22 protein-coding genes are annotated in these 20,078 nt (G+C 62.9%); 10 read left to right on the top strand and 12 right to left on the bottom strand.

Annotated features, from left to right (window positions below; all coding sequences use genetic code 11):
* The first annotated feature begins 9 nt into the window (after positions 1-9).
* Genes MESS4_RS12245 through MESS4_RS12235 form a run of 3 tightly spaced genes read left to right on the top strand, consistent with a single transcriptional unit; the run spans position 10 to position 4,807 of the window.
* Complete coding sequence (locus MESS4_RS12245) at positions 10-1,302, top strand: pitrilysin family protein (RefSeq protein ID WP_006330650.1); 1,293 nt, start codon at positions 10-12, stop codon at positions 1,300-1,302.
* A 16-nt stretch (positions 1,303-1,318) separates the two neighbouring features.
* The gene (locus MESS4_RS12240; protein ID WP_006330649.1) at positions 1,319-1,915 is read left to right on the top strand and encodes a GNAT family protein; all 597 of its coding nucleotides are present in this window, start codon (positions 1,319-1,321) and stop codon (positions 1,913-1,915) included.
* Positions 1,916-1,918: 3 nt separating this feature from the next.
* The gene (locus MESS4_RS12235) at positions 1,919-4,807 is read left to right on the top strand and encodes an EAL domain-containing protein (RefSeq protein WP_006330648.1); all 2,889 of its coding nucleotides are present in this window, start codon (positions 1,919-1,921) and stop codon (positions 4,805-4,807) included.
* Between the two features lie 39 nt (positions 4,808-4,846).
* Here MESS4_RS12235 and MESS4_RS12230 read toward each other — a convergent pair whose 3' ends face one another.
* A complete protein-coding gene (locus MESS4_RS12230) occupies positions 4,847-5,455 on the bottom strand; it encodes a YqgE/AlgH family protein (RefSeq protein WP_006330647.1) in 609 nt (202 codons plus the stop codon).
* A 170-nt stretch (positions 5,456-5,625) separates the two neighbouring features.
* Between MESS4_RS12230 and MESS4_RS12225 the strand changes: the two genes are divergently transcribed.
* The 3 genes from MESS4_RS12225 (at position 5,626) to MESS4_RS12215 (ending at position 7,615) form a co-directional block, all read left to right on the top strand.
* Positions 5,626-6,432, top strand: a complete 807-nt coding sequence (locus tag MESS4_RS12225) for a protein-disulfide reductase DsbD domain-containing protein (protein ID WP_006330646.1) — start codon at positions 5,626-5,628, stop codon at positions 6,430-6,432.
* A 184-nt stretch (positions 6,433-6,616) separates the two neighbouring features.
* Positions 6,617-7,099 (top strand): peroxiredoxin, encoded by a 483-nt coding sequence (locus MESS4_RS12220; protein WP_006330643.1) that lies wholly within the window; start codon positions 6,617-6,619, stop codon positions 7,097-7,099.
* A gap of 39 nt (positions 7,100-7,138) precedes the next feature.
* A complete protein-coding gene (locus MESS4_RS12215; RefSeq protein WP_036241148.1) occupies positions 7,139-7,615 on the top strand; it encodes a DUF2938 domain-containing protein in 477 nt (158 codons plus the stop codon).
* 19 nt (positions 7,616-7,634) lie between these two features.
* Here MESS4_RS12215 and rnhA read toward each other — a convergent pair whose 3' ends face one another.
* The 11 genes from rnhA to coxB form a co-directional block, all read right to left on the bottom strand.
* The gene (rnhA, locus tag MESS4_RS12210; RefSeq protein WP_006330641.1) at positions 7,635-8,174 is read right to left on the bottom strand and encodes a ribonuclease HI; all 540 of its coding nucleotides are present in this window, start codon (positions 8,172-8,174) and stop codon (positions 7,635-7,637) included.
* Positions 8,171-9,133 carry a homoserine kinase gene (locus MESS4_RS12205; RefSeq protein WP_006330640.1) on the bottom strand — a complete coding sequence of 321 codons (963 nt, stop codon included), beginning with the start codon at positions 9,131-9,133 and terminating at the stop codon, positions 8,171-8,173. Before MESS4_RS12205 ends, rnhA begins: the two co-directional genes overlap by 4 nt.
* A 7-nt stretch (positions 9,134-9,140) precedes the next feature.
* The gene (gene ispH, locus MESS4_RS12200; protein ID WP_036241123.1) at positions 9,141-10,145 is read right to left on the bottom strand and encodes a 4-hydroxy-3-methylbut-2-enyl diphosphate reductase; all 1,005 of its coding nucleotides are present in this window, start codon (positions 10,143-10,145) and stop codon (positions 9,141-9,143) included.
* Between the two features lie 92 nt (positions 10,146-10,237).
* Positions 10,238-10,993: an SURF1 family protein gene (locus MESS4_RS12195; RefSeq protein ID WP_006330637.1), complete on the bottom strand. Its 756-nt coding sequence runs from the start codon at positions 10,991-10,993 to the stop codon at positions 10,238-10,240.
* Entirely contained in the window at positions 10,990-11,376 is a 387-nt protein-coding gene (locus MESS4_RS12190) for a DUF983 domain-containing protein (RefSeq protein WP_006330627.1), read from the bottom strand. The genes MESS4_RS12195 and MESS4_RS12190 overlap by 4 nt, the downstream gene beginning before the upstream one ends.
* A gap of 85 nt (positions 11,377-11,461) precedes the next feature.
* Positions 11,462-12,343, bottom strand: coding sequence for a cytochrome c oxidase subunit 3 (locus MESS4_RS12185; protein ID WP_006330626.1), 882 nt, complete (start codon positions 12,341-12,343; stop codon positions 11,462-11,464).
* A gap of 1 nt (position 12,344) precedes the next feature.
* On the bottom strand, positions 12,345-12,971 hold the full coding sequence (locus tag MESS4_RS12180; RefSeq protein ID WP_036241145.1) for a cytochrome c oxidase assembly protein: 627 nt from the start codon (positions 12,969-12,971) through the stop codon (positions 12,345-12,347).
* A gap of 8 nt (positions 12,972-12,979) precedes the next feature.
* The gene (locus tag MESS4_RS12175; protein WP_081609712.1) at positions 12,980-13,141 is read right to left on the bottom strand and encodes a hypothetical protein; all 162 of its coding nucleotides are present in this window, start codon (positions 13,139-13,141) and stop codon (positions 12,980-12,982) included.
* Positions 13,142-13,143: 2 nt separating this feature from the next.
* Positions 13,144-14,088 (bottom strand): heme o synthase, encoded by a 945-nt coding sequence (locus tag MESS4_RS12170; RefSeq protein ID WP_006330623.1) that lies wholly within the window; start codon positions 14,086-14,088, stop codon positions 13,144-13,146.
* Between the two features lie 74 nt (positions 14,089-14,162).
* On the bottom strand, positions 14,163-15,815 hold the full coding sequence (ctaD, locus tag MESS4_RS12165) for a cytochrome c oxidase subunit I (RefSeq protein WP_006330622.1): 1,653 nt from the start codon (positions 15,813-15,815) through the stop codon (positions 14,163-14,165).
* Between the two features lie 37 nt (positions 15,816-15,852).
* Positions 15,853-16,767, bottom strand: coding sequence for a cytochrome c oxidase subunit II (gene coxB / locus MESS4_RS12160; protein ID WP_006330621.1), 915 nt, complete (start codon positions 16,765-16,767; stop codon positions 15,853-15,855).
* 372 nt (positions 16,768-17,139) lie between these two features.
* Between coxB and MESS4_RS12155 the strand changes: the two genes are divergently transcribed.
* The 4 genes from MESS4_RS12155 to MESS4_RS12140 all read left to right on the top strand — a co-directional run bounded on the left by MESS4_RS12155 (position 17,140) and on the right by MESS4_RS12140 (position 20,037).
* Positions 17,140-17,670: an invasion associated locus B family protein gene (locus tag MESS4_RS12155; RefSeq protein ID WP_006330608.1), complete on the top strand. Its 531-nt coding sequence runs from the start codon at positions 17,140-17,142 to the stop codon at positions 17,668-17,670.
* A 157-nt stretch (positions 17,671-17,827) separates the two neighbouring features.
* Positions 17,828-19,240, top strand: coding sequence for a metalloprotease TldD (tldD, locus tag MESS4_RS12150; protein WP_006330606.1), 1,413 nt, complete (start codon positions 17,828-17,830; stop codon positions 19,238-19,240).
* Positions 19,241-19,385: 145 nt separating this feature from the next.
* Complete coding sequence (locus MESS4_RS12145) at positions 19,386-19,661, top strand: AbrB/MazE/SpoVT family DNA-binding domain-containing protein (RefSeq protein WP_006330598.1); 276 nt, start codon at positions 19,386-19,388, stop codon at positions 19,659-19,661.
* A complete protein-coding gene (locus tag MESS4_RS12140; RefSeq protein WP_006330597.1) occupies positions 19,648-20,037 on the top strand; it encodes a type II toxin-antitoxin system VapC family toxin in 390 nt (129 codons plus the stop codon). Before MESS4_RS12145 ends, MESS4_RS12140 begins: the two co-directional genes overlap by 14 nt.
* Positions 20,038-20,078: the final 41 nt, after the last annotated feature.

The following is a 20,078-nucleotide window of genomic DNA, read 5'->3' as shown; positions in this document are numbered from 1 at the left end:
ACCAGCTATATGGGTGTTGAGGTAAGCCGTCTGTCGAACGGCCTGACAGTCGCCACCGAAACCCTTCCAAGCCTCGAATCAGTTGCTCTTGGTGCCTGGGTCAAATCAGGCGCCCGCAATGAGCGTGACGAAGAGCACGGAATGGCCCACCTGCTTGAACACATGGCGTTCAAGGGAACCAAGCGGCGAAGCGCTTTCGAGATCGCTTCGGAAATCGAGGATGTCGGCGGCGAGATCAATGCCGCCACCAGCGTCGAGACGACGTCATACTATGCAAGGGTGCTGAGCGACGACGTGCCGTTGGCTGTCGACATCCTCGCCGACATCCTGCAGGAGTCCGAGTTCGACCCGCAGGAGCTGGAACGCGAGCAGCATGTGATCCTGCAGGAGATCGGCGCCGCGCACGACACCCCCGACGACATCGTCTTCGACCGTTTCACCGAGACGGCCTTCCGCCACCAGACGATCGGCCGCTCCATCCTCGGCACGCCGGAAACCGTCAAATCCTTCACGTCGAAGCAGTTGCACAAATTCATTGAACGGCAATATGCCGCCGAGCGCATGGTGGTCGTGGCCGCCGGCGACATCAAGCACGACAATTTCGTGCGCGAGGTCGAAAGGCATCTCGGCGGCTTCCGCGCCAAGGCCGAAGGTAACATTCCGCAATATGCGCAGTATGTCGGCGGTGATTTCCGCGAGGACCGCGACCTGATGGACGCCCAGATCGTGCTGGGATTCGAAGGCCGCGCCTATCATGTGCGCGACTTCTACGCCTCGCAGGTTCTGTCGATGATCCTTGGCGGCGGCATGTCGTCGCGTCTTTTCCAGGAAGTCCGCGAAAAGCGCGGCCTTTGCTATTCGGTCTATGCCTTCCATTGGGGCTTTTCCGACACCGGCATCTTCGGTGTCCATGCCGCGACCGGGCAGAGCGATATCGCCGAACTGGTGCCCGTCATTATCGACGAGCTGCAGAAGGTCGGCGATAAGATCCTGCAGGAAGAACTCGACCGGGCACGCGCCCAGTATCGCGCCGGACTGATCATGTCGGCCGAAAGCCCGGCCAGCCGCGCCTCGCAGATCGCCCGGCAGTTGCTGCTGTTCGGCCGGCCGATCGCCAAGGAAGAGCTGATGGAGCGGCTGTCGGCATTGACGATCGATCGGCTGACGGACCTGTCGTCACGGCTATTCTCGACCAAGCCGACGCTGACCGCTGTCGGACCGGTGGGCACGCTCGCGCCCTATGAAGCGATCCTCGACTCGCTTTCGGGCACGCAGACCACGGCCCGCAAGCTCGCCGTCTAAGCCTGTCCAGGCGCCCGTGTTCGCGCTCCCTTTCTTTCGCCGTGACCTGCCGGCGCTGAAGGGCGACCAGGTCACGCTGCGCGTGCCGCTGACCAACGACTATCGCGAATGGACGGCGCTGCGCGGGGAAAGCCGCGCCTTCCTGGAGCCGTGGGAGCCGCGATGGACCCCCGATGAGCTCGACCGCACGGCATGGCGCCACCGTATCGGCCGCTACCGCGAGGACTATGCGCAAGGAACGGCGATCGCCTTCTTCATCTTCGAGAAAGGCAGCGGCAAGCTTGCCGGTGGCATCACGCTCGGCAACATTCGGCACGGCGTCGCGCAAAGCGGCCATATCGGCTACTGGATCGGCGAACGCTACAGCGGCCGTGGCCTGATGACCGATGCGGTCAAGGTCGTCTCACGCTTTGCCTTCGATACGCTTAGGTTGCACCGGATCGAAGCTGCCTGTATTCCCGACAACGCCCGGTCGATCCGCGTGCTTGAAAAAGCCGGATTCCGGCGCGAAGGACTTCTGCGATCCTACCTCAGGATCAATGGCATCTGGCAGGACCACTACCTCTACGCCCGGATCGCGGACGATCCGGCTGGCGCAGGAACGAAGGACTGATTTTTGACGAATTTCCTGCGAATCGGGTCGCTGTTCGCCTTTGTCCTGGCGGCAATCGTGACGCTTGGCGCGGCGTCCTCGGCCTTCGCCGTCGAACCGATCAAGATTGCCCGCGACGATGTGGCGCTCGACCTTTCGGGTGCCGTCGAAATCTACCGGAACCAGGGCGAGAACTTCCAGGTGTCGACCGCGCCCGGGCCTGACGGCATCGTGCGGCGCATCGAGGTCGAGGCCAATGACGCGCGCTCGACCGGCGACTGGGCGGTGTTCGCGCTGGCCAACACCACCGACCAGCAGCTCGACCGGCTGATCGTCGCGCCGCATTTCCGGCTGGTGAATTCCGGCATCTTCTGGCCGGATCTCGGCTCGACCCGCATAGCCGCGATCACGCCGAGCGAAGGCTTCGCGCTCGACCGCCAGACCAGCCCCGACGCCGATGTGTTCCGGGTGACGCTGAACCCTGGAACGGTGGTCACCTTCATCGCCGAGCTTGCCTCGCCCAAACTGCCGCAGGTCTATCTGTGGGAGCCGGAATCCTACAAGGATTCGGTCAATTCCTACACGCTGTTTCGCGGCATCGTCATCGGCATAGCCGGCCTGCTGGCGCTGTTCCTGACCATTCTGTTCGTCGTCAAGGGAACCTCGATGTTTCCGGCGACGGCGGCGCTCGCCTGGGCGGTGCTCGCCTATATCTGCGTCGATTTCGGCTTCCTCAACAAGGTCATAGAAATATCGCCAGGCAATGAGCAGATGTGGCGGGCGGGAACGGAGGTGGCGCTGGCGGCGACCTTCGTGGTGTTCCTGTTCGCCTATCTCAACCTCAACCGCTGGCACGGCCATTTCAGCTACGGCGCTCTGGTCTGGATACTGGGGCTGGTGCTGATCGCGGGCGTCGCCATCGTCGATCCGGCGGTCGCCGCCGGCATCGCCAGGATTTCCTTTGCCGCCACCGCGCTGACCGGGCTCGGCCTGATCATCTTCCTCGGCATACGCGGCTACGATCGCGCGATCATGCTGGTGCCGAGTTGGGTCATGGTGCTGTTGTGGCTGTGCGGGTCGTGGATGGCGATCACCGGCATGCTCGACAACGACATCGCCCAGCCGGCGTTGGGCGGCGGCCTGATCCTCATCATCCTCTTGATCGGCTTCACCGTCATGCAGCACGCCTTTGCCGGCGGCGCGCTGCACCAAGGCCTGTTTTCGGATCTCGAACGCCAGGCGCTGGCCGTCGCCGGATCCGGCGACACGGTGTGGGACTGGGACGTGCTGCGCGACCGCGTCGTCACCAAGCCGGATGTCAGCATCCAGCTTGGCCTCGCGCCCAACAGCCTCGGCGGCGCTGCCCGCAACTGGCTGCCGGTGCTGCATGCCGACGACCGCGACACTTTCCGCACCACGCTCGACGTGGTGCTCGAACACCGGCGCGGCCGCGTGGCGCAGAATTTCCGCCTGCGCGGCGCCGACGGGCACTATCACTGGTTCTCGCTCAGGGCACGGCCGGTGATCGGGTCGGATGGCGAGGTCATCCGCTGCGTCGGCACGATGGTCGACGTGACAGAGCAGAAGAAATCCGAGGAACGGCTGCTGCACGACGCCGTGCACGACAATCTGACCGGCCTGCCGAACCGCGAGCTGTTCATGAACCGGCTGGAGGCGATCATCTCGATCGCCCGCACGGAAGAGAAGGTGCGTCCGACCGTCTTCGTCATCGACATCGACCGCTTCAAGCAGGTCAATGACGGGCTCGGCATCTCGGCCGGCGACACCATCCTGCTTACCATCGCGCGCCGGCTGCACCGGCTGCTCAAGCCGAAGGATTCGCTGTCGCGCTTTGCCGGCGACCAGTTCGCGCTGATGCTGTTGTCGGAGCAGGATCCTGCCCGTATCGCGGCCGTGGCGGACGCCATCAAGCATGCGATCAACAACCCGATCACCTTCGCCAAGCGCGAGATCGTGCTGACGGCTTCGATCGGGCTGATCACCTGGACCTCGGCGCAGACTTCGGCCGAGGACATGGTCAAGGACGCCGAGCTTGCCATGCATCAGGCCAAGCGCTTCGGCGGCGACAGGATCGAGCCGTTCCGCCCAGCCTTCCGCACTGTCGGCACCGACCGGCTGCAGCTCGAGTCCGATCTGCGCCGTGCCATCGACCGGCGCGAATTCACGCTCGCCTACCAGCCGATCGTGCGGCTGGAGGACGGCAGCGTCGCCGGGTTCGAGGCGCTGCTGCGCTGGGACCATCCGCGCCGCGGCATGATCCCGCCGGCGGATTTCATCCCCGTCGCCGAAAGCTGCGGCCTGATCGTTCAGCTTGGCCTGTTCGCCATGCAGCAGGCAGCCGAAGACCTCGCGGGGTGGCAGAAGCAGATCGGCGATGCGCCGTTGTCGGTTTCGGTCAATCTGTCCAGCCGCCAGCTCATCCGCCGCGATCTGGTCAGCGACGTCCGCTCGGTGATCGCGCGAGCCAATCTGAAGCCACGCTGCTTCCGCCTCGAACTCACCGAATCGCTGGTGATGGACAATCCCGAACAGAGTGCCCATGTGCTGACCAAGCTGAAGCAGCTCGGCATCGGCCTGTCGCTGGACGATTTCGGCACCGGCTATTCATCGCTGGCCTATCTGACGCGCTTTCCCTTCGACACGATCAAGATCGACAAGAGCTTCGTCGACGACGCGACGCCGAAGCGCGCGGTGCTGCTCAAATCGATGGTCAGCATGGCGCATGACCTCGGCCTTTCGGTCGTGGCCGAGGGCATCTCGGATGAAAGCGATGCGCTCGAATTGCGCCAGATGGGCTGCGAATATGTGCAGAGCTTCATGTTCGGCGCGCCGATGCCCGGTGATCAGGTGCTGAAGACGCTGAAGGAACAGTATCCGCTGACCCAGGCGTGATACGATTCAGGCGTGATAGGGTTCAGGGCGCGATCAGATTCAGGCGTGACCGGCCGCCACGCTGAGATGCGCCAGGTCGATACCGATCGAGGCGAGGATCCGGTCGTATTTGCGCTCGATGTCGGTGTCGAACAGAAGCTCGGCACTTGCCGGGCAGGTCAGCCAGCCGTTCTCGACGATCTCGCTTTCCAATTGTCCCGCGCCCCAGCCCGAATAGCCGAGCGCCATCAGCGCCTGCCGTGGCCCGCGACCCGACGAGATCGCGCGCAATATGTCGACGGTTGCGGTCAGGCAGATGTCGTCGGAGACGGTCAGCGAGGATTCCACCCTGTAGTCGCCCGAATGCAGGACGAAGCCCCGGCTGCGATCCACCGGTCCGCCATTGCGGACTACGAAATCGCGGGCCTGCGCCGGCAGGCGGATTGCCTCCTGCTCGTTCATGATGCCAAGCTGCACAAGCAGGTCCGGAAACAGCATCTGCTGGGTCTGGTTTATGATGAGGCCCATCGCGCCTTCGTCGCTATGCGCGCAAATATAGATAACGGAGCGCGTGAAACGGTCGTCCTTCATGCCGGGCATGGCAATCAGGAACTGGTCGTCGAGGAAGCCGCGTGCGGCAGCCGACTTCTTGTGGCGCAGCAAGTCCATAAACCGGAGGGTAACGCGTTTCCGGAGCGTCGAAAAGATGCGCCGCGCGCGATTTGGCCAAAGCTGCGTATCCGAGGTCACGCAAAGCAGTGCCCGAGGTCACGCAAATATGATACCAGCGACGCTATGAAATCATTGCACAGCCATCAACTGACGCTCAAATCAGCGCCATGCAAAGCTTGAAAATCCTGCTGCTCGGCGCCGCTGTTGGATTGGGAACGGGTCTTCCCGCGGCTGCCTCCTCGTCGATATGGTACAATAGCGAAGGCGGCAAGGTGCGGCTGGTGACGAGCGGCAAGCCCGATGAGGCCGGGCGCATCCACGGCGTGCTTGATATCGCACTCAAGCCCGGCTGGAAAACCTACTGGCGCGATCCGGGCGACGCCGGCGTGCCGCCGCAACTCGATATCTCGGCCAGCACCAATATCGCCGATGCGACATTTTCGTTTCCGCCGCCCCAGCGCCACGACGACGGCTACGGCAAATGGGCCGGCTACGACCATCCGGTCTCGTTGCCGCTGACGTTCACGTTGTCGGCGCCGAACCAGCCAGCCGTGATCGATGCCGATATTTTTCTCGGCATCTGCGAGACGATCTGCATCCCGGTGCAGACGAGGCTGACCGTCGACCCCGGTTCCGATCCTGACAATGCCGAGGACGCCGCGCTGGTGAAGGCTGCCCTTGCAACCCTGCCCACCGCCGCAAGGCCCGATTTCGGCATCAAAATTTTGCCGGGCGACCATGAGACGCTGATCGTCGAGGCGAGCTTTCCGGGCGATCCGGAGGCGGCGGATTTCTTCGTCGCCGGCGAACGGGATTACATGTTCGGCGCCCCTGCCCGCAGCGAAAAGGACGGCAAGCTGGTGTTTACGGTGCCGATCCTCGACCGGCCGTCGACGACGCCGACGGATGGCGGTCTCTACTATACGCTGACCAGCGCCGATGGCGCTGTCGAGGGACTTCTGCCCTTCCCTTGATAGGCTTTTGATGCATGTCGTTTTCCCAAAACCGCTACGCACCCTCGGGTCAAGCCCGAGGGCATGCTTTTGGGCGACATGCAATGATGCTGGCCGCTCCGATGCCGTCCGCTGGCCAGTTGCGGAAACAGGCCTGGTTCGCTATCGCAATGACACCTCCCATTCTTCCCAAGCGAGAGACTCAATGACCATTTCAGTTGGCGACAAGCTGCCCGAAGCGACTTTCAAGACGATGACCGCCGACGGCGCCAAGGCGATCACGACGGCCGAGATTTTCTCGGGGAAGAAAGTGGTGCTGTTCGCCGTTCCCGGCGCTTTCACGCCGACCTGCAGCAACAACCATCTGCCCGGCTATCTCGACAATTACGACGCCATCCTGGCGCGCGGCGTCGACACGATTGCCGTCGTTGCCGTCAACGACGTTCACGTCATGGGGGCCTGGGCCCGCTTCAGCGGCGGCGAAGGCAAGATCCTCTATCTGGCCGACGGCAATGGCGATTTCGCCAGGTCTATCGGCCTTGACGCCGACCTCTCGGGCGGCGGCATGGGACTGCGCTCGAAGCGCTTTTCAATGATCGTCGACGACGGCAAGGTCACCGCGCTCAATGTCGAGAGCAAACCCGGCGTGGACGCGTCAGGTGCGGCTCACATTCTTGGCCAGCTTTAGCTTTCGCTTGGCGATTGTCTGCTTGGGGGGATTTCGATGATGTTTGATATCTTATGGCGCGCTGTGGCGATCGGCATCGGCGCCACGGTGTTGATGGATATCTGGGCGATTTTCCTCAACGCGGCGTTTGCCCAACCGCGGCCGCACTGGGGACTGGTCGGCCGCTGGGTCTGGCACCTGCGTGAGAAGGTCTTTCATGACGATATTGGCAAGGCCGCGCCCTATGCGCATGAAGCCGCGCTGGGCTGGGCCTTCCACTATCTTGTCGGCATCGCCTACGGCATCATTCTGGTCGCCTTGGCGGGATCGGCATGGCTGGCAGCGCCGACCTTCCTGCCGGCCTTCATCCTCGGCATTGTCACCGTCGGCGCCGGCTGGTTCCTGCTGGCGCCCGGCATGGGCGCCGGCTGGGCCGCCTCAAAGCGCCCCAATCCGATGCAGATCCGTGCCCTCAACCTGGTGTCGCATACAGTGTTTGCGCTAGGGCTTTACGGGACGGCGCTGCTGATCCGCTGAGCGCGGCGGATCGGGTTCCTCAATAACTCTGGGTCGAGCGTCGGACAGGTTTTGATGCGGGCTTTTTCGGTGAGGCAGCTTCTTTCGCCGGCGTGGCCGCGGGCGCGGGCCTCGCTAGCCTGGGCTTGAACGGCGCCATGCCTTCGCGGGCAAGCTCGTCGGCGCGTTCGTTCTCGGCGTGGCCGGCATGGCCCTTGACCCAGTGCCAGGTTACCTTGTGGCGCCTGTTGGCCTCATCGAGCGCTTGCCACAACTCGCCATTCTTCACCGGCTTCTTGTCGGCGGTCTTCCAGCCATTCTTCTTCCAGCCATGGATCCATTTGGAAATACCGTCCATGACGTATTTGCTGTCGGTGTGAAGATCGACCTCGCATGGTTCCTTCAGCGCATTCAGCGCCGAGATGGCGGCGAGCAGTTCCATGCGGTTGTTGGTGGTTTCGGCCTCGCCGCCCGACAGCTCTTTCGTTGTGCCGTTGAAGCGCATGATCGCTCCCCAGCCGCCAGGCCCTGGATTGCCCGAACAGGCACCGTCGGTGAAGATTTCAACGTGCTTGGTCATGTCAGTCCGTATTCGGAGGGAGAGCTGATCGCCCGGTGGAAGCGCATCCGCCTGATATATTCGGTCGGATCGCGTTTCATGACCAGCCCGCCATCGGGAACGGTCAGCCAGTCGTAGAGCCGGGTCAGCATGAAGCGCAGCGCCGAGCCGCGCGCCAGCATCGGCAGTGCTGCCTTCTCGTCACCGCTCAAGGGCCGAACGCTCTGGTAGCCGGCAAGCAGCGCGGTGCCCTTGGTCAGGTTGAAGGAGAAATCCTTCTCGAAACACCAGGCGTTGAGGCAGGTGGCGACATCATAGGCGTAGAGATCGTTGCAGGCGAAATAGAAGTCGATCAGCCCGGACAGCTTCTCGCCGAGGAAGAAGACGTTATCGGGGAAAAGATCGGCGTGGATGATGCCTTCCGGCAGGCCCTTCGGCCAGTTGCGCTCGAAGTCGGCGAAGTCGGCGTCGACCTCGGCCGCCAGCCCCGGCTCGACCTCGTCGGCGCGGGCGTGAGCGGCGTTCCACAGCTTGCGCCAGCCATCGATGGCGAGCGCATTCGGACGCGTCATTGAAAAGTCGGCGCCGGCAAGATGCAGTGCCGCCAGCGCCTTGCCGACCTCGCCGCAATGCGCCGATGTCGGCCGCCGCAAGGAAATGCCCTCGAGGAAGGTGATGATGACGGCCGGCCGGCCGGCAAGCGTTCCGATGACACCGCCATCATGCGCGGTCACCGGGAGCGGGCACGAAATGCCCTTCCTGGCGAGATGGCCCATCAGGCCGAGGAAGAAAGGCAGATCGGCCTTGTCGACGCGCTTTTCATAGAGCGTCAATATGTAGGAGCCGCTGGTCGTGTGGAGCAGGAAGTTCGAATTCTCGGTACCTTCGGCGATGCCCTTGTAGGACAGGAGGTCGCCGACCGGATAGGCCTTCAGGAACGCGCCGAGTTCGCCTTCATTGACATCGGTATAGACCGCCATGGGCTGTTCACGCGGCTCCGTTGACGAAAGCCATGTCTGCCTTCGTCAGTTCGACATCGCGCAGCACCCGCATAACCGGAAAATCTTCCGTTTCCGTCGCCGTGATGGCCAGATCGATGGTCACGTCGAAGCGCTGGCGGAACGCATCGATGATCTCATCGACGATGATCTCCGGCGCCGAAGCGCCGGCCGAAAGGCCGAGCGTCGAGATGGCGCCGATGTCATTCCATGGAATCTCGGAGGCGCGCTGAACGAGAAGCGACATCGAGGCGCCGGCGCGTTCGGCCACTTCGACAAGACGCCGCGAATTGGAGGAGTTGGGCGCGCCGACGATCAGGAAGAGATCGGCGCCGGCTGCTGTCTCCTTGACCGCTTCCTGGCGGTTGGTGGTGGCGTAGCAGATCGATTCGGCAGCCGGCGCATGCAAATCGGGAAAGCGGTCCCTGAGCGCTCGGATGATGCCGGCGGTGTCCTCGACCGACAGCGTCGTCTGGGTGACGAAACCGAGCGCCTGCGGGTCGGCGGGCACCAGTTTCGCGGCGTCGGCTTCGGTCTCGATCAGGGTGACGGCGCCATCCGGCAGTTGGCCCATCGTGCCGATCACTTCCGGATGCCCGGCGTGGCCGATCAGAAGCACATGGCGGCCGAGCCGCTGATGGCGCATCGCCTGCTTGTGGACCTTCGACACCAGCGGACAGGTGGCGTCGAGGTAGAACAGATTGCGCGCCTGGGCATCAGCCGGCACCGACTTGGGCACGCCATGCGCCGAAAAGACGACCGGGCTCTGGCGATGCTGCGCCGGGATTTCGGACAATTCCTCGATGAACACCGCGCCCAGGCTTTGCAGGCCTTCGACCACGTAGCGGTTGTGCACGATCTCGTGGCGGACATAGACCGGCGCACCGTATTTCTTCAGCGCCAGCACGACGATCTGGATGGCGCGGTCGACACCGGCGCAAAAGCCGCGCGGCTGGCAGAGCCGGATCGTCAGCGGTGGCTTTGTCTGAAGCATGGTTGCGGGCCGGTTGATCGGATCGTGGACTCGTAAACTCAAGGCGCGAAATGAGGTGCGCACCCCTGCCCTGTCAAGGGCGGCGGTGGCGATCATGTCTCTTTCGCCGGGCGGCGCAGCTTGATGATGAGGACCGCTGCCAGTGCCGCCGCAAGGCCGTACCAAGTGAAAGCATATTGCAAATGGCTGTTCGGCAGGTCGATGATGGTGACGCCGCCGACCGGCAGGCCGCCGGGGTTTGGCGTCTTGTCGGCATCGATGAAGAATGGCACCAGGCGAGCGCCGGCCGGCAGACCGGCGCTCGCCGCCATCGCGTCGCGGTCTTTCCAGTAGAAGATATTCTTCTTCGGATCGTTGTCGGGAACCATCATCGAGGGCTTCGCCGGCAGCGGGTTGCGGGCCAGGCCCGATACCGTCACTTTGCCCGCTACCTGGCCTTGCGGACGCTTGGCCGCATCCTTCAGGTCGTAAGGCACGAAGCCGCGGTTGACCAGGACGAAACGGCCGTCTTCCAGTTGCAGCGGCGTGAAGACATCGAAACCGGAAGCGCCCTCCCAAGTCGCGAAGAAATGCCGCTCGCCTTGATGCAGGAAGGTGCCGGTCGCCGTCACCGGCGTGTAGTCGACATCGCCGCTGGACGCGTACTCGTTTTCGACCTCGGCCAGCGACCGGGGTGGCGAACGCGTGCGCTGGTCGATGGTCCGCAGAAGCCCTTCCTTCCAATGCAGGCGTTGGACCTGCCAAGTGCCGAGCGCCAGCAAGATCAGGAACAGGACAAGGCCGAGGCCGAGCAGCAATGCCGTCCTTGGCCGCGAACGGCCGGCGACCGACTCGGATGCCTCGCTCATTCGCCGCGATCCAGCCGACCCTCGGCGGCGGCGTTGGCGTATTGCAGCGTCAGCAGCACGCCCTTGATCAGCCTGAGCGCCGTCAGGCACAGGACCAGCGTCAACGGTATCCACAGCAAGAGATGCAGCCAGAGCGGCGGGCTCAGCGTCACTTCCATCCACAGCGCCAGCCCGACGACGACGAAGCCGATGATCAGGATGACGAACACCGCCGGTCCATCGCCGGCATCGGCGTAGGAATAGTCGAGGCCGCAGTTGACGCAGCGCTTGCCGACGGTGAGGAATCCGGAAAACAGCCATCCTTCGCCGCAACGCGGGCAGCGGCCGTGCAGGCCAGCCGAAATCGGCTCGACCGGTGGCCAGATCGCCTTGTCTTCACTCATCTCGCCACCTTAATTCGCTTTGCCGCAAAAGATAAGGCGGCCAACGTCGCCGCAGCCGCCTCATCTCAATCCGCTAGCCTATGGATCAGCCGCCTTCGATCATCGCGCCGTTCGAGGCCCAGACATAGATGGATGCGAACAGGAACAGCCAGACCACGTCGACGAAGTGCCAGTACCAGGCGGCCGCCTCGAAGCCGAAATGCTGCTTGGGCGTGAAATCGCCTTTCATCGCGCGGACCAGGCAGACAGCCAAGAAGATGGTGCCGATGATGACGTGGAAACCGTGGAAGCCGGTCGCCATGAAGAAAGTGGCGCCGTAGATGGAATCCTTGAAGCCAAATGGCGCGTGAATGTACTCGTAGGCCTGCACCATGGTGAACAGTATGCCGAGGCCGACAGTCAGCACCAGGCCGTTGATCAGTCCCTTGCGGTCGCCATGGATGAGCGCGTGGTGCGCCCAGGTCACCGTGGTGCCCGACAGGAGCAGGATGACGGTGTTGTAGAGCGGCAGGTGGAAGGGATTGAGAACTTCGAGGCCCTTGGGCGGCCAGACGCCACCGGTGAAGGCGGTGCGGGCGTATTGCTGTGCCTCGCCGGGAAACAGGCTGGCGTCGAAGAAAGCCCAGAACCAGGCGACGAAGAACATCACCTCGGAAGCGATGAACATGATCATGCCGTAGCGCAGATGCAGCGACACGACACGGGTGTGGTGACCTTCATGCGCTTCCTTGATGGTGTCCGACCACCAGGCGAACATGGTGTAGACGACGATCAGGAGGCCGATGAAGAACAGCCAGGGATTGGCGATGTTGTAGCCGAAGATCGGGAAATCGCCGGCCTTGAGATACTGCATCAGGCAGACGCCGCCGATCGCGGTCACCAGCGCGCCGACCGAACCCAGGAAAGGCCATGGGCTGGGGTCGACGAGATGGTAGTCATGCTGTGGTTTTGCGTGCGCGTCTGCCATATCAACCCCCGAGGCTTCCTTCGGTATTTGAAATCTTGTTGCTGCTTTCGACCGGTACCGACGGCGCCACCGGCTTTTTCTTCTCGACCGGGAACATGGTGTAGGACAGGGTGATGGTACTCAAGTCCTTCAGTTCCGGCACGTTGACGATGTCGGGATCTACATAGAACACAACCGGCATGTCCAGTGTCTCGCCGGGCTTCAGCGTCGTGTCGGTGAAGCAGAAGCACTCGACCTTGTTGAAGTAAGGCCCGGCCAGTTCCGGCTGCACGTTGAAGGTGGCGCGGCCGGTGAACGCGCGGCTGAACTTGTTGGTCGCGCTGTAGTGCGCCTGGGTCGTCTCGCCTATCTTGATGGTGACCGAGCGGGCGACCGGCTGGAACTGCCAGGGAACGCCCGCCGTGTTGGCGTCGAAGCGGATGGTGATATCGCGGTCGAGCACGCGGTCGGCATATTGCTGGGTGGCGCGCCTTGTGGTGCCGCCATAGCCGGTCGCCAGGCAGAACATCTTGTAGAGCGGCACCGCGGCATAGGCCATGCCGATCATGCCGCCGAAGAAAGCGACGCACACGCCCGCGACAATGCGGTTCGTGTTCTTCTTGGGATTGGTCACGGTTTCGCGATTCATCTTGAGCCTCACATCGTTCCAGCGAGATTGTGGCCAAACTTCACGATGGTCGCGGCATAGAAGATGACGACAAGCACCGCCAGCGCCACGCCGATGGCGACCGAACGATTGCGCCGGGCCTTGTGCTGACGTTCGGTCAGCGAAACGAGTTCGAGGTTCTTGTCGACCATGGTCATGCTCCGCCGATCGCCAGCGCGCGCCCGACAACGCAATCGGCGAGATAGACGGCGAAGATGGCGAAAAGATAAAGCAGCGAGTAGCCGAACAGGGTTTTGGCCGGTCTCATCACCTGGTCGTCCTCCGCCATCCGCAGCACCTTCCATGCGTACCAGACGAAGCCGGCGCCCAGCAGGGCCGCGACGATGCCATAAGCAGGCGTGGTGAAGCCAAGCACCCATGGCAGCACGCCCACTGGCGCCAGGATCAGCGCGTAGGCGAAGATCTGGCGTCGGGTCGATGCCTGGCCGGCGACATTCGGCATCATCGGGATGCCGGCCCTGGCATAGTCCTCGGACTTGAAGAGAGCGAGCGCCCAGAAATGCGGCGGCGTCCACAAAAAGATGATCAGGAACAGGATGAGGCTTTCCAGGCTGACCGTTCCGGTCACCGCCGCCCAGCCGATGACGGGCGGAATGGCGCCGGCGGCGCCGCCGATGACGATGTTCTGCGGCGTCCAGCGCTTCAGCCACATCGTGTAGATGACGGCGTAGAAGAAGATGGTGAAGGCGAGCAACGTGGCCGACAGCCAGTTGACCAGCACGCCGAGCGTCATCACCGACATCACCGAGAGCACCAGGCCGAAGCTCAGCGCCTCGCCGGGCAGGATGCGGCCGGCCGGTACCGGACGGCTGGCAGTTCTGGTCATCACCGCATCGATGTCGGCATCATACCACATGTTGAGCGCGCCGGAGGCGCCGGCACCGATAGCGATCGACAGGATCGCGATCACCGCCAGAAGTGGATGGATGGTCACCGGCGCCGCGACCAGGCCGACAAACGCCGTGAACACCACCAGCGACATGACGCGCGGCTTCAGCAGGGCAAAGAAATCGCCCGCCGTCGCTTCCGACATGCGGAAACCCGCTTCGTCAGTCAATCTCTCGTCGACAAGGGCCATGCGTACTTTAAGTCCATCATTCCGTTGGCCAAAACCGCCGGCGGGCCAGCGGTTTCGTATTCGCAGGCGGCCGCCTATTTGATCTTCGGCAGTTGCTCCCACTGGTGGAAGGGCGGCGGCGAAGGCAGTTGCCATTCGAGTGTCGTCGCACCCTCGCCCCATGGATTGGCGCCGGCCACCCGCTTCTTCTGGAAAGCCTCGAACACGCCATAGAGGAAGATGACAACGCCGATGGCCGAGATGTAGGAGCCGTAGGACGACACCATGTTCCAGCCGGCGAAGGCATCCGGATAGTCGATGTAGCGGCGCGGCATTCCGGAAAGACCGAGGAAATGCTGCGGGAAGAAGACAAGGTTGACGCCGACGAAGGTGACCCAGAAATGGGTGTTGCCGATGACAGGCGAATACATGTAGCCGGTCATCTTCGGGAACCAGTAATACCAGCCGGCGAAGATGGCGAAGACCGCGCCCAGCGACAGCACGTAATGGAAGTGCGCGACGACGAAGTAGGTGTCGTGCAGCGGGCGGTCGAGACCGGCATTGGCGAGTTGGACGCCGGTGACACCGCCGACGGTGAACAGGAAGATGAAGCCGATCGCCCACAGCATCGGGGTCTTCAGCGAAATCGACCCGCCCCACATGGTGGCGATCCAGGAGAAGATCTTCACGCCCGTCGGCACCGCGATGACCATGGTGGCGAAGACGAAATAGCGCTGCGTGTCGAGCGACAGGCCGGTCGTGTACATGTGGTGCGCCCAGACGATGAAGCCGACGGCGCCGATCGCGACCATGGCATAGGCCATGCCGAGATAGCCGAACACCGGCTTTTTCGAAAAGGTCGAGACGATGTGGCTGATGATGCCGAAGCCCGGCAGGATCAGGATGTAGACTTCAGGATGGCCGAAGAACCAGAACAGGTGCTGGAACAGGATCGGATCGCCGCCGCCGTCCGGCGTGAAGAAGGTGGTGCCGAAATTGCGGTCGGTCAAAAGCATGGTGATGCCGCCGGCCAGAACCGGCAACGACAGAAGCAGCAAGAAGGCGGTGATCAGCACCGACCAGGCGAACAGCGGCATCTTGTGCATGGTCATGCCAGGGGCGCGCATGTTGAAGATGGTGGTGATGAAATTGATGGCGCCGAGGATCGAGGAAGCACCGGCGATGTGCAGCGACAGGATGGCCAGATCCATCGCCGGTCCAGGCTGACCCGATGTCGATAGCGGCGGATAGATCGTCCAGCCGCCGCCGACGCCGTAGGCGCCGGGCGCGCTTGGCATGAACATCGAGGTGAGCAGCAGGATCAACGCCGGCGGCAGCAGCCAGAACGAGATGTTGTTCATGCGCGGGAAGGCCATATCAGGCGCGCCGATCATGATCGGTACCATCCAGTTGGCAAAGCCGCCGATCAGCGCCGGCATGACCATGAAGAAGATCATGATCAGCGCATGCGCGGTGGTGAAGGCGTTGTACATGCTTTTGCCGCCGTCGATGGCGGCGTCGCCGTTCATGCCGTAGACCATTTGCGCCAGGCCGGTGAATATCTGGATGCCCGGCTCCTGCAGCTCCATGCGCATGACGACCGAAAGCGCGCCGCCGAGGCAGCCCGAGATGATGGCGAAGATCAGGTAGAGCGTACCGATATCCTTGTGGTTGGTCGAATACACCCAGCGGACCCAGCCGTGATACGGCTTGTGGTCGTGATCGTCGTGAGCTGCAGCTTCTGCCATGTTCCGCTCCGTTCCCTGATCTTTCCTGGCCGCGGCATCAGTTGCCGGCGGCCGCTACCTTGTCTGAGCCGTCGACCTTGGCCATCAGCGCCTTGTTGGCGCCGGGCAGGTCGGTCCTGGCCGCTGCCAGCCAGGTGTTGTACTGCGCGTCGGAAACGACGCGGATCGCGATCGGCATGAAGGCGTGGTCCTTGCCGCAGAGTTCCGAACACTGGCCGTAATAGAGGCCTTCCTTCTCGGCCTTGAACCAGACCTCGTTGATGCGGCCGGGAACCGCGTCGGTCTTGATGCCGAAGGACGGCATGGCAAAGGCGTGGATCACGTCGGTCGCCGTCACCAGCACGCGGGTCATCGTGTTGACCGGCACCACCATCTCGTTGTCGACAGCGAGCAGGCGCGGGTAGACCGCGCGATCTTCCTTGCCGGCCGCCGCGCGGTCAGCATCCTGCAGGATCGCGGAGTTGAAGGAAAGCGTGTTGTCGGTCTGGTACTCGTAGTCCCAGTTCCACTGGTTTCCCGTCGCCTTGATGGTCAGCTTGGCTTCTTCCGGCGGCGTGTATTGCGCGGTCAGCAGTTGGAACGAGGGAATGGCGAGGCAGAGCAGGATGACGACCGGCCCGACGGTCCAGATCACCTCGATCAGCGTGTTGTGGCTGGTCTTGGAAGGAACCGGGTTTACGCTCGCCCGGAACCTGAAGATGCAGTAGGCGAGCAGAAAAAGCACCAGGCCGGTGATCGGGACGACGAACCACATCGAATAGTTCCCGAACCACTCGATCTGCCGCATGATGTCGGTCGCCGGAGGCTGAAAAGTGGTTTCCCAGGGTTGCGGCTGGGCCGCATGGGCAGACGCTCCAGCGAACAAGGTGGCTGCGGCGCCTACACTTGCCAGAAAATTGGCGCTTGCTAGGAATTTGGCGCCTGCCAGGAATTTTCTCATCGCCCTCATCATCTCCCAGTTCCTCGCGATCGGACCGCAAGACTATCGAACAGGCCGGGACGGGAATCCCGGACAGTCCCAAGGCTGGTTCAAACCATACTCTATTTCCCTCTGCAAGAAAGGAGCGGAGGAACCCGTGCGGCATTTTTGCGCGCAAGCGCGGCCGCGCCTTCGCAATGGCTGCCCCTTTCCAGAATCGCGGAAGCCCGATCCGCAGCCACGCCTCGCGGGCTGTAGCCAGGCTATGGATCGAACGGTCGCAATTCGGGCGAAATTGGCACGGAAAAGCGCATAATTGCCTTGGTCGGGGCAGACCGGCAGCGGTCTCGTCCTTTACTTGGCCTTGGCGCGGCTTAAAGTGCCGTGATTCGCAATGGAGCCGTCATGAACTCTTGGCTTTGGAGAACCTTGGCGAAGGTCATCTTTCTCGCCGCCGCGTTTGGCATTGGCTTGTCCGGGATCGGCCAGGCCAGCGCCGCGCAGCCAAGCGGCACGGTCAAGTCGACGCATGGGGCGTGGTCGATCATCTGCGACACGCCGGCCGGCGCCACATCAGAACAATGCGTGATGATGCAGAACGTCGTCGCCGAGGATCGTCCCGAGATGGGGCTTTCCGTCGTCGTGCTGCGCACCGCCGACAACAAGGCCGAGATCCTGCGCGTGCTGGCGCCGCTCGGCGTGCTGTTGCCCAACGGGCTCGGCCTCAATGTCGACGGCAAGGATATCGGCCGGGCTTATTTCGTGCGCTGCTTCCAGGACGGTTGCTATGCGGAGGTCATTCTTGAAAAGCCGCTGCTCGACACGTTGAAGACCGGAACGTCGGCCACTTTCATCGTCTTCCAGACGCCGGAAGAAGGCATCGGCATCCCGGTCGACCTCAAGGGTTTTGCCGACGGCTTCGCCGCCCTGCCCTGAAATTCGGACTCCGCACCGCAGCCCTTGACGATGAACTGGCCCCGTCACCGGCGACGGCGATCGTCGCCCTGTTTTGGCGTCATTGCCGATTGTCTGAGCCTGTCTTCGCGCCTACATCGGGGAAAGGACGACCAATCTTCCCAAGAATGGACCTGCCATGAACAGCCTTATCGGCCAATTCGACATTTCCGACGATCGCATCAAGGAGATCGTCGCCGAGACCATCAACGGCGCCGATGACGGCGAACTGTTTCTCGAATACAGCGAGAGCGAAGCGCTGATGTTCGACAATGGCCGGCTGAAGACCGCCAATTTCAACACCGACCAGGGTTTTGGCCTGCGCGCGGTTGTCGGCGAGGCCAGCGGCTACGCGCATTCCAGCGATCTTTCCGAAGCCTCGCTGCTGCGCGCGGCGGACGCCGTTTCAACGGTCAAGGGCGGCTATTCCGGCACGCTTGCCGCCGCACCCGCCCGCACCAACCGCCATCTCTATGGCGATGAAAACCCTATCCCCTCGCCCTCCTTCGAGGCCAAGGCCAAGCTGCTTCAGGAAATCGACGCGTGGCTGCGCGCCGAGGATCCGCGCGTGCGGCAAGTGACGGCCTCGCTCGCCGCCTCCTGGCAGCATGTCGAGATCGTGCGCGCCGACGGCCAGGTGGTGCGCGACATCCGCCCGCTGGTCAGGATCAACGTGTCGGTGGTGGTCGGCAATGGCGACCGCCAGGAGAGCGGCTCCTACGGCATGGGCGGGCGCAAGGCGTTTGGCGAGTTCCTGGTCGAGGAGAGCTGGAAGCACGCAGCCAAGGAGGCGCTACGCCAGGCGCTGGTCAACCTCGAGGCCATCCCGGCGCCGGCCGGCACGTTCGACATCGTGCTCTCCAGCGGCTGGCCGGGCGTCATGCTGCATGAGGCCGTTGGCCACGGGTTGGAAGGCGACTTCAACCGCAAGAAGACCTCGGCCTTCGCCGGCCTGATGGGCCAGCAGGTGGCCGCGAAGGGCGTTACCGTCGTCGACGACGGCACCTTGCCCGAACGGCGCGGATCGCTCACCGTCGACGACGAAGGCACGCCCTCGGCCCGCAATTTGCTGATCGAGGACGGCAAGCTCGTCGGCTACATGCAAGACCGCCAGAACGCCCGGCTGATGGGCATGAATGCAACCGGCAACGGACGGCGCGAGGGCTACGCGCACCAGCCGATGCCGCGCATGACCAACACCTACATGACAGCAGGCGACATGCAGCCGGAAGAGATCATCGCCTCGGTCAAGAACGGCATCTATGCCGTCTCCTTCGGCGGCGGCCAGGTCGACATCACCTCGGGCAAGTTCGTGTTCGGCTGCACCGAGGCCTACATGATCGAGAATGGCAAGGTGACGCAGCCGATCAAGGGCGCCATGCTGATCGGCAACGGGCCGGACGCCATGCACCGGGTTTCGATGATCGGCAACGACATGAAGCTCGACACCGGCATCGGCATGTGCGGCAAGGCCGGACAGGGCGTGCCAGTCGGCGTCGGCCAGCCGCATCTCAGGATGAACCAGATGACGGTGGGTGGCACCAGGGTTTGATGGAGACTGGTGCTTCCGATAGCGATGTCCCAACACCCAAACTGGCAGCCCTGCCCCATTGCGCCGAGGCGGCATAGTTGCGCCTTGAATTTGACGCGTCCTACAGCTATCTTACATTTGCCTTACATCTAAGGGATGAGTCGAGATGGCCGCCGCGGAAAAGCTCATAACCACCGTCTCGACCAAGGGACAGGTCATTCTGCCCAGCGCGATCCGGAAACGCAGGAAATGGGATGCCGGCACACGCCTTCTGGTCGAGGATACTCCGGAGGGCGTGCTGCTGAGGCCTGCGCCAGTCTTCGCCGAGACGCGGCCAGAGGATGTGTTTGGATCCCTGCCCCATAGAGGAAGGCCGAAGATGCTGGAAGAAATGGATGCAGGGGTACTCGCCGAAGCACGGCGGCGCCATGCTCGCGATTGATACCAACCTGATCGTCCGCTACCTGACGGGCGATCACCCGACGCAGTCTCCTCGCGCCCGGTCGCTGATCGATAGCCAGCCGGTCTTTGTCGCCGTCACGGTGATCTTGGAAGTCGATTGGGTGTTGCGAAGCACCTATGATTATGAGCCACCCGAAATCGCCCGTACGCTACGGGCGTTTAGTGGGCTTCCCACGGTGAATGTAGAAGACGGGGCGATCGTGTCTTCCGCGCTCGACCTCTCGGAGAAGGGGATGGATTTCGCCGATGCACTGCATCTGGGCAAGTCCGCCCATTGTGCTGACTTCGCGACCTTTGACCGTGAGTTCGTCAAGGCTGCGAAGGCGGCGGGATATCACGGCGTGCAAGAAGCGTAGCGGCATCCCGGCCAACAGGTCGGCCTGAAGCCTCACCGCCG

The organism is Mesorhizobium sp. STM 4661 (genome assembly GCF_000359125.1).
In the GTDB taxonomy this organism is placed as follows: Bacteria; Pseudomonadota; Alphaproteobacteria; order Rhizobiales; family Rhizobiaceae; genus Mesorhizobium.
Note: the sequence above shows the minus strand (reverse complement) of the source record. Positions and strands in the feature narration are given on the sequence as shown.